Origin of the sequence: Streptomyces sp. RP5T, assembly GCF_003933965.1 — a bacterium.
In the GTDB taxonomy this organism is placed as follows: Bacteria; Actinomycetota; Actinomycetes; order Streptomycetales; family Streptomycetaceae; genus Streptomyces.
In genome coordinates this window covers 1-6,234 of the sequence record NZ_RSAJ01000490.1, presented here as the reverse complement: position 1 = coordinate 6,234, position 6,234 = coordinate 1, and the positions used below count along the sequence as shown (strand labels likewise).

The 6,234-nt window shown below is 72.2% G+C and carries 6 protein-coding genes; 1 reads left to right on the top strand and 5 read right to left on the bottom strand.

Annotated features, from left to right (window positions below):
- Positions 1 to 1,027 (top strand): hypothetical protein (locus tag EHS43_RS34320; protein ID WP_125194552.1); only part of this gene is annotated, 1,027 nt, incomplete at its 5' end.
- A gap of 88 nt (positions 1,028 to 1,115) precedes the next feature.
- Here the strand turns inward: EHS43_RS34320 and EHS43_RS34315 are convergent.
- The 5 genes from EHS43_RS34315 to EHS43_RS34295 all read right to left on the bottom strand — a co-directional run bounded on the left by EHS43_RS34315 (position 1,116) and on the right by EHS43_RS34295 (position 6,135).
- Positions 1,116 to 2,252 (bottom strand): serine hydrolase, encoded by a 1,137-nt coding sequence (locus EHS43_RS34315; RefSeq protein WP_125194551.1) that lies wholly within the window; start codon positions 2,250 to 2,252, stop codon positions 1,116 to 1,118.
- 100 nt (positions 2,253 to 2,352) lie between these two features.
- Positions 2,353 to 4,119, bottom strand: coding sequence for a TIGR03767 family metallophosphoesterase (locus tag EHS43_RS34310; protein WP_125194550.1), 1,767 nt, complete (start codon positions 4,117 to 4,119; stop codon positions 2,353 to 2,355).
- Positions 4,120 to 4,351: 232 nt separating this feature from the next.
- Positions 4,352 to 4,798 (bottom strand): NUDIX hydrolase, encoded by a 447-nt coding sequence (locus EHS43_RS34305; protein WP_125194549.1) that lies wholly within the window; start codon positions 4,796 to 4,798, stop codon positions 4,352 to 4,354.
- 9 nt (positions 4,799 to 4,807) lie between these two features.
- Positions 4,808 to 5,689: a pyridoxamine 5'-phosphate oxidase family protein gene (locus EHS43_RS34300; protein ID WP_125194548.1), complete on the bottom strand. Its 882-nt coding sequence runs from the start codon at positions 5,687 to 5,689 to the stop codon at positions 4,808 to 4,810.
- A 2-nt stretch (positions 5,690 to 5,691) separates the two neighbouring features.
- Positions 5,692 to 6,135 (bottom strand): VOC family protein, encoded by a 444-nt coding sequence (locus tag EHS43_RS34295; protein ID WP_125194547.1) that lies wholly within the window; start codon positions 6,133 to 6,135, stop codon positions 5,692 to 5,694.
- Positions 6,136 to 6,234 lie beyond the last annotated feature (99 nt).

The window sequence follows — 6,234 nt, the reverse complement described above, 5'->3', positions numbered from 1 at the left end:
GCTCTCCCCCCGCACGCTCCTCTCCGAGGTGCAGCGCCGCGTCGTGACGGCCGGCCGGCTGCGTGCGACCGGCGTCTCGGTCGCCGAGGCCAACGAGCAGTGCCGGCCCGGCGGCCCCTGGCAGCAGATCCTCCCGGGTGTCTTCCTGCTCCACCCGGGCCCGCCGACCAGCGAGGAGCGGCTGCACGCGGTGCTGATGTACGCGGCACGGGAGCAGAGCGCCGGCGTCCCCGCACAGCCCGGCCCGGAGCAACCGCACCGCCCCGTGTACGCGGACGCGGTGATCACCGGCCTCGCGGCGCTCACGCTGCACGGTTTCAGCTCGACGCCGCCGCTGCTCTCCCTGGACCGGATCGACGTGCTGGTCCCGAGGATGCGCCGGCTGCGCTCGACGGGCGGCGCGCGCATCGTGCGCACCTCGGCGCTCCCCGCCGCCGAACAGGTCACCGGCCTCCCGGTCGCCCCGGTGCCGCGCGCCCTCGCCGACGCGGTCACCGAACTGACGGACGCGGGCGCGGTACGCCGGCTGCTGACCGAGGCGGTACGCGGCGGGCACTGCGAACCGGCGGCCGTCGTCCGGGAGTTGAACCTCGCCAAGCTGCTCAGCCGGCCGCACGTGGTGGACGCGGTGGACTCCCTGCTCGCCGAGGGCCGCGCCATCGCCGAGGACCGCCTCTACCGCATGGTCCGCGAGTACGGCCTGCCGGACCCGGTGTGGAACGTCGACCTGAGGCTGCCGGGCGGCCCCCACCTCGGCGGCCTGGACGCGTACTGGCCGGAGCAGGCGGTGGCCGTGGAGCTGGACACCCGGGCACCCCGCCAAGGCCACCGGCAGGACGACGACGCGCTCTGGTCGGAGTACGCCCGCAAGCGCGAGCACCTGGAGCGGCTCGGCATCACGGTCGTCCACATCACCCCGCGCAAGCTCCGGGACGCGATGGAACAGCAGGCGACGGTGCTCCGTACCGCCCTGATGGCCTCGGGCGACCGGGATCCCGCCGCGTATGTCGTAGTGCTGCCCCGGTAGACACGGACCGGGGCGGGACCAGGAGGGGAGAGGAGGGGTCACGGCACTGGGGAGCCGCGGCCCCTCCTCGTCGTGTGCGGCGGCGTGACTACGCGCCGCAGAACTCCGCCTCGATCACCGCGTCGCTGTCGCCCGACCAGTCGCCGTTGAAGTTGAAGGCGAGGGAGCGCCGGCCGTCGGCCGTGGTCACGGCCACGGATGAGGAGCCGTGGATGCCGCCGTCGTGGCCCCAGACGTGCACCCCGCAGCTGAGCTCGCGGTCGATGAGCCCGAGACCGTACCCGGCGTTCGGGATCCCCTCCACGGCCACCGTGGTCTTCATCTCCTTGAGCTGCTCCGGCGGCAGCAGCCGGCCCTTCAGCAGGGCGGAGTAGAAGCGGTCGAGGTCGGCCGAGTCGGAGATCATCTCCCCGGCCGAGGAGGCGAGGGAGGGATTCAGCTCGGTGACGTCGTACGTCGGCCCGGTCGCCGTCAGTGCCAGCTTGGAGTAGGCCCGGCTGCTGGGCCGGGGCATCGTGACGCGGGTGCCCGGGACCGAGGTGGCGGTCAGGTGCAGCGGGGCGATGATCCGGTGCCGGATCTCCTCGCCGTACGAGCGCCCGGTGACCTTCTGGATCACCATGCCGGCCACGACGTAGTTGGTGTTGGAGTAGTTCCAGGACGCCCCCGGCGCGAAGTCCGGTTCGTGGCTCATGGCGATGGCGACGAGTTGCCCGGGGCTCTGGGTGTCGTAACGATGCTTGAAGAAGCCGTCCTTGAGGAAGTACGTGCGCCCGAACGTGTCGTCGGCGGTGTAGTTGAAGATCCCGCTGGTGTGGTTGAGGAGTTGGCGCAGGGTGATCCGGCTGCCGTCGTGGCCGTGGCCGTGGACCACTCCCGGCAGCCACTTCTCCACCGTGTCGTCGAGCGACAGCCGTCCCTCCGCCTCCAGTTGGAGCAGCACGGTGGAGACGAAGGTCTTGGTGATGGAGCCGACGCGGTAGCGGTCGTCGGCCGTGCGCGGGGCGTGCGTCTTCAGGTTGCCCGTCCCGGCGGTGGTCGACCAGGTGCTGCGGCCGTCTCTCGCGGTGAGCGTCACCCCGGGCACCCCGTCCTGCACCGCGGCGCGGACGGCCTGCCGGGTGGCCGCGTGCGGGTCGGACCCGGCCGCCATCGCCGGGGCGGCGAGGCCGGTCGCGAGTGCCACGGCGGTCGCCCCGACCACCACAGTCGTACGTACGGTCATTGTCTTCCCCCTGGTCGGACACGCTCGGCGAGCGTGATCGGCGGGAGAGACCCGGACCCTTGGAGGAAGGTTGAGGCGGGCTCGGGGGGTTGAGCCGGTTTCAGCCCTTCCTGAGCACCAGCTCCGTGTTCCGGTCCGTCGCGGCGCCGCCCAGCTTGTTGCTCGATCCCGGGGCGTTGTAGGCCAGTTCGCGGTAGAGGGCCGCGAGGCCGGTCTGGGAGAGGTCGGTGAAGTCGGTGCGGTGGGGGGCCGCGGACTCGACCAGGGTGGTGAAGATCGAGATCGTGCCGTCCTTGTTGTCGGCCAGTTCGATGACCCGGGCGAGGTGCGGGAAGTCGATGTGGGAGGCGGTGGAGATCTCCCAGAAGGAGCGGCCGCCCGGGGCCGAGTGGGCGGTGATCACGTTGCGGTGGATGTGGCCGTTGACCCAGGCGAGGACGTTGTTGTGGCTCGCAAGGAGGGTGACGACCTCCTTGCCGGTGTGCCGGCGCTCACCCGGGTGGGCCGGGTCGGGGCGGGTGTTGTCCATCGAGTCGCTGGTGTGGTGGCTGAAGACGACGGCGAAGGCGTCCTTGTTCTCCCGCAGCGTCCGGTCCAGCCAGCGCAGCTGCCGGGTGCCTATGGAGCCCTGGTAGTGACCGCCCGGGTCGGTGGTGTCGAGGCTGATGCCGATCACGTCGTCGGCGATGCGGAAGCTGTAGTACTGGGTGCCCGCGTCGAGGTTGGCGGTGGAGTAGCCGTGGCCGACCGGGCCGACGCCGCGGTGCGCGGGGTCGAGGTGGGCGGTGAGGTAGTCGCGGACGGTGTAGGGGGCGCGCCGCTCGTCGGGGGTGACCGAGCGCATGCTCCGGGCGTGCGCCTTGAGCAGATCGCGGAAGGCGTGCCCCTGGGGGTCGTCGGCCCTCCTGATCATGTCCTGGAGCTTCTTGGACTCGGACGCGGGCAGCGACATGAGCTTCTTGCCGCCGACGGCGTACTCGGCGAGCCAGGAGTCGCCGTGGCCGAAGCAGCCGAGCGGCAGGCTGTCGTGGTTGCCGACCGTGGAGTACCAGGGGATGTTCAGGCCCGGGCTGTTGAGCTCGCGGACGGCGGCGGCCAGGTAGCCCCGCAGGTGCGGGAAGCCCAGTTGCTTGTCCTGGTCGCGGGTGGTGGAGTCGGGCTGCCAGTACTGCTTGAGGCCGCTGTTCTGGACGCCCTCGTAGTGGCGCGGGTGCCCGGAGTTGGGGGTGATCCGGCCGCCGCTCATGACGGTCAGGAACCAGTCCAGCTCGGTGCGCGCGTTGTTGTCCGTGTTGTCGCCGGTCGTCATGGCGAACTGGAGCGGGGAGCCGGTGACGGGGCCGCCGCGCAGCGCGTTGATCCGCTCGACGAGCGAGATCGCGCCGGGCACGGTGAGCGCCTCCTGGGGCCGCCAGGCGTGCACGTCGGTGGAGCGCAGGTACTCCAGCCGCATCGGGTGCTGGCTGTCCATCAGATGCAGGTCGGTGAGTTGCACGAACGCGGCCAGCGCGGTACGGCGGCCGGCCCGCCCGGTCTTCGGGGCGGCGAGCTCGGAGCGCACCTTGCGGCTCCAGCCGGGGCCGTTGCCCAGGCGCCGGTAGCCGGAGCTCGTGCGCGGGGCGGCGACGGAGGCGACGGTGGTGCCGCGGGTGTACGGGGCGAGGGGGGCCGCGACCGGGACGGCGGCCTTGTGGACGGTCTTCGCCACGGGCGCCTCGGCGGCGCCGGTGGCCGTGGCGGCCTGACTGTCGGTGGGCCGCAGGGCGTAGCCGACGCCCGCGGAGGCGGCGACCGCACCGGCTGCGGCGAGGACGGCGCGACGGTGGACCGCCGGCGTGGTGCTGGCGACAGAGCGTGTGCGCGACATGGCGCGATCTCCCCGAGTGCGAACTGCGTCGGCAGTGGTCGCGGGTGATCGCGTTCGCGAACAACCCGCTCGCTCTGGATGCTTGGCACCGGGAATGACCTGCGCGTGAACGAGACGGCAACGCGCAACGCCGATCGCCGTACGTGGATCTTGGCCCACCCTGCGCGTTCAGGAGCGCTCGTCGAACGGCCCGGGGGCGGTCACTCCGTGTTCATCTTCCGGGGTACGACACCTATCCCGCGAGCCGTCCGGCCGCCGGCCGCTCCCGCCACAGCCGCAGGCCGAAGTCGACCTGGGGCACCCGGGTCAGCCCGGGTACCGCGTCCAGGTCGTGCCATGCGGCCATGTCCGTGGAACCGCCGACTTCGAAGCGCAGTTCGCCCCCGGTGACCCGGGCCTCGTACATCAGCCCCACATGGTGCTGGTCGACCGGGCGGCCGAAGCGGCGGCGGGACGGGAAGCGCGCCGACCGCACCCCGAGCAGGCCGGTGACCTCGACGCGGTAGCCCGTCTCCTCCGCCACCTCCCGCAGCAGGGTGTCGTAGGGGTCCTCGCCGTGTTCCATGCCGCCGCCGGGCAGCGTCCACTCCGGCCGGCCGTCGTTGATCCAGCGGGCGAGCAGAATCTGTTCGTCCCGGACGCATACGGCGTAGGACGCCACCCTCAAATTCGTGCGCATACGGGCAAGTTAGCCCGCCGGAAGCGGATTGGCCGGTGAGTATTCGGGCGCGGACCAGCGCAGGGGGAGCGCGGAGGGGGTCTCGACGGTCTCGTGCACGGTGAAGCGGACCCGGCGCTCCGGGCCGAACTCGGTGCGCGCCTCACCGGTGAGCTGGAGTGCCGTACCGGTCGTCCAGTCGAGGAAGAGCAGTCCGGCCCGGGGGTCGGCGGCGAGGTTGCCGAGGGTCAGGAACATGGAGTTGCCCGGGTAGTCGGGCCAGCTGAGCTCGCCGGGCGCGTCGACGCGTACGAAGCCCGGGTTGCCGCCGCGGTGGCTGACGTCGGCGCCGCCCTCGTGCACGGAGGCCAGGAAGAAGGTGTCCGCCGCGGTGACGAACTCGGCCTGCTCGGGCGAGAGCTCGGCGCCGCTGCGCGGTTCGCCCGGCCGGCGGTCCGCCACGATCTCGTACGACTGCCTCTTCTGCAGGTACTTCGGGCAGTTGGCGAAGACCTGGTCGGCCTCGACAGCGAACCCCCGTGCCGTGGGCCCGAGTCGGCCGTTGAGGCGCATGCGGCGACGGGTGCGGGGGTCGAGGGCGATCGTGCCCACGGGAGTGCCGGGGGTGGTGAACGCGGCCGCGAGGGGGTCGGACGGCAGCCACCCCCCGGTGACCGAGACGCGCTGCGGGCCCGTCGCCCGCACGAAGCCCGGCGCCCCCGCGAGCGGGGAGGCCCAGACCCGGCCCGTCGAGGGGTCCGCGGCGCCGGCGACCAGCAGGGGCTGGAGCTCCAGGAAGGCCGCGGCGACCTCCCGGATGCCCCGGCCGACCGAGCGGCCCACGTGATCGGCCTGCTCGCGCACCCCCACCCGGTCCTGAACGGCCCGCGAGCCTGCGTGATAGACGCCCATGGCTAGAAGAACCCGCAGGTCGGGGCGGCACCGGAGGGAGCCGGGGCTTCCTCGGCGCCGCTCGGCACGGAGATCTCCAGGCGGGTGCCGTCGGGGTCGTGGAAGAAGATGCCGCCCGAGGCCGCGCCCTCGCGGTGGGCGACCACGCCCTCGTGGGCGAAGTCCGCTCCGTACGCCCGCAGCGCCTCCTCGTACTCCCTGACCTGCTCGATCGAGTCCGCTTCCAGGGCGAGGTGGTGCAGGCCCGCGCTCTCGGAGCCGTAGGGCCCTTCCGCCTGCTGCCAGAGGGTGAGGACGAGGGTCTCGCCGTCGCCGAGGAAGGCGTAGCGGCGGCCCTCCTCCTTGCCCTCGGCGAGGGGCCTGAAGCCGAGGACGTCCCGGTAGAAGGCGAGCGAGCGGTCGAGGTCGGTGACGTTCAGGCCGATGTGGCCGGTGCGCAAGGTCACGATGTCCCCTCCAGATGTGAGTAACCGTTGTAAGGGACTTTAGAGGTTAGAAGCGAGTCGCGCAACCAGTCACGTACGCTTGACCGGTTAGTACCGAAG

Excerpts from the sequence above, each read along its gene's own strand:
- EHS43_RS34310 (WP_125194550.1), bottom strand. The coding sequence starts at position 4,119 with ATGTCGCGCACACGCTCTGTCGCCAGCACCACGCCGGCGGTCCACCGT.
- EHS43_RS34305 (WP_125194549.1), bottom strand. The coding sequence starts at position 4,798 with ATGCGCACGAATTTGAGGGTGGCGTCCTACGCCGTATGCGTCCGGGAC.
- EHS43_RS34300 (WP_125194548.1), bottom strand. The coding sequence starts at position 5,689 with ATGGGCGTCTATCACGCAGGCTCGCGGGCCGTTCAGGACCGGGTGGGG.
- EHS43_RS34315 (WP_125194551.1), bottom strand. The coding sequence starts at position 2,252 with ATGACCGTACGTACGACTGTGGTGGTCGGGGCGACCGCCGTGGCACTC.